This is a genomic window from Streptomyces sp. NPDC059456 (assembly GCF_042750055.1).
Lineage (GTDB): Bacteria > Actinomycetota > Actinomycetes > Streptomycetales > Streptomycetaceae > Streptomyces.
The window spans coordinates 1-1,943 of the sequence record NZ_JBHYVA010001030.1; the positions used below are offsets into that span (position 1 = coordinate 1).

General features: G+C 73.8%; 2 protein-coding genes. Both read right to left on the reverse strand.

Annotated elements, in window-relative coordinates; translation table 11 throughout:
• Positions 1 to 219 precede the first annotated feature (219 nt).
• On the reverse strand, positions 220 to 1,137 hold the full coding sequence (locus ACFXA3_RS41810; RefSeq protein ID WP_385196634.1) for an ADP-ribosylglycohydrolase family protein: 918 nt from the start codon (positions 1,135 to 1,137) through the stop codon (positions 220 to 222).
• 11 nt (positions 1,138 to 1,148) lie between these two features.
• Positions 1,149 to 1,808, reverse strand: coding sequence for a histidine phosphatase family protein (locus ACFXA3_RS41815; RefSeq protein ID WP_385196636.1), 660 nt, complete (start codon positions 1,806 to 1,808; stop codon positions 1,149 to 1,151).
• Positions 1,809 to 1,943 lie beyond the last annotated feature (135 nt).

Below are 1,943 nucleotides of genomic sequence, written 5' to 3' on the forward strand. Positions count from 1 at the left end.
GGGTAGGCCCGTGACGTGCGCCTTCAGCCATACCGGACGGGCCCCTGTGGCAGGACCGTGACAATCGGAGCGGGGCGTGGCGCCCGACTGGGGACGCCGGCTCGCCCGCTCACCCGGCCGGCAGGCCCCGGCCGGGCCGCCGACCTCCGACCGCCGGATTCAGACCGCCGGATGCGGACCGCGGTTGCCGGTTGCCGGGCGCCGGTTGCCGAGCGCCGGCTAGTGCGCCGCCGTCTCCGGCAGCCAGGCCGGCAGGGCCTCCGTACGGGACAGCCAGGCGGCGGGCAGCACCGCGTCGCCGCGCGCCCCCAGCACCCCGCCGACGATCGCGCAGGTCGTGTCGACGTCCCCGCCCACCTGCGCGGTGGTCCAGAACGCCCGCTCGAAATCGTCCAGCGACCGCGCCGCCGACCACAGGGCGAACGGCACGGTGTCGTGGGCGCTCGTGCGTCGCCCACAGCCCAGCACCGCCGCGACCGTCGTCGCGTCTCCGTAGTCCAGCATGTCCCGCGCGCGCCGCAGCCCCGCGCCCACGGCGCTGCGCGGCACCAGGGCGATCACACCGTCCAGCAGGTCGGCGGCCTTCGGCGGACCGGCCGGAGCCGCCGCCAGGGCGGCCGCCGCGGCGACGGCCATCGCCCCGCAGACCGCCTCGCGGTGCTGGTGGGTGGTGTAGGCGGAGATCTCCGCCTGGTGGGTGGCCTGCTCCGGGTCGTCCGCGTACCAGGCGCCCAGCGGTGCGATGCGCATGGCCGCGCCGTTGCCCCACGAGCCCTGCCCGTTGAACAGTTCGGCGGCCAGCGTGCGCCAGTCCTCGCCCTCCCGGACGAGGCGGAGCATCCGGTTCACGGCGGGCCCGTACCCGCGGTCGAAATCGTGGTGGTGGGCGAAGGAGCTCGCCAGGGCGTCCTGGTCGATGCGTCCGTGCGCGGCGAGGACGGCCACGACCGAGCAGGCCATCTCGGTGTCGTCGGTCCACTGCCAGGTCCCGGTGCCGGCGGGCAGCTCGCGGCGCTTGAGGAGGGGGTAGTTCACGGGGACGAAGTACTGGGAGCCCAGGGCGTCACCCAGAGCCAGCCCGCGCAGGCTGGCCATGGCGCGTGCGTAGCGCCTTTCGGAAGAGGAGTCAGCGGTCATCCCGGGCCACTCTAGCCGTCCAGGTCATAAGGCTCGGGTGTGGTCCACCGCTCAAACGGGCGGTCCATGCGGTACCGGCCGTCCGGTCCCAGCAGGAGCACCCGGAATTCGCCGTTCCCCGGGTTCGACAGGGCCTCGAACTCGGCCACCGACCAGTGGAACCAGCGCATGCAGAACAGTCGCATGGTCAGCCCGTGCGTCACCAGCAGTACGTTCGGCGGATGGTCCGGAGCCTCGAAACTGCGGTAGAGGCTCTCCAGGAAGGAGCCGACGCGGTCGTACACGTCCGCGCCCGACTCGCCCTGCGCGAAGCGGTAGAAGAAGTGCCCGTACGCGTCGCGGTACGCCTTCTGCAGCCGTACGTCGTCCCGGTCCTGCCAGTTCCCCCAGTCCTGCTCGCGCAGCCTCGGCTCCTCGCGCATCCGGACCCGCCCCGGCTCGAGCCGCAGCTCCCGGAACGTCTGCAGGGTCCGGCGGTACGGGGAGACGTACGCGCTGATCGGCTCCTCGCCGAACAGCTCGCGCAGCCGTACGCCGGCCTCGGCGGCCTGTTCGCGCCCCTGGGCCGTCAGCCGCAGGGCGTGGTCGGGCTCCCGTTCGTACACCGTGTCATCGGCATTGCCCTCCGATTCTCCGTGCCGGACAAGGACGATGCGCCGTGGTCGTGCCATCCCACGACCCTATTCGGCCACCGGCGGGCCGGGCACCCGGGCGCGCCGGGCCCCCGGCCGGGCGGGGGGCCCCCCCGGCCCCGGGCCGGCTATTCGGACCTGACCCTGTCACCCACAGGAACCATCGGCGTGCTG

Excerpts from the sequence above, each read along its gene's own strand:
- ACFXA3_RS41815 (WP_385196636.1), bottom strand. The coding sequence starts at position 1,808 with ATGGCACGACCACGGCGCATCGTCCTTGTCCGGCACGGAGAATCGGAG.
- ACFXA3_RS41810 (WP_385196634.1), bottom strand. The coding sequence starts at position 1,137 with ATGACCGCTGACTCCTCTTCCGAAAGGCGCTACGCACGCGCCATGGCC.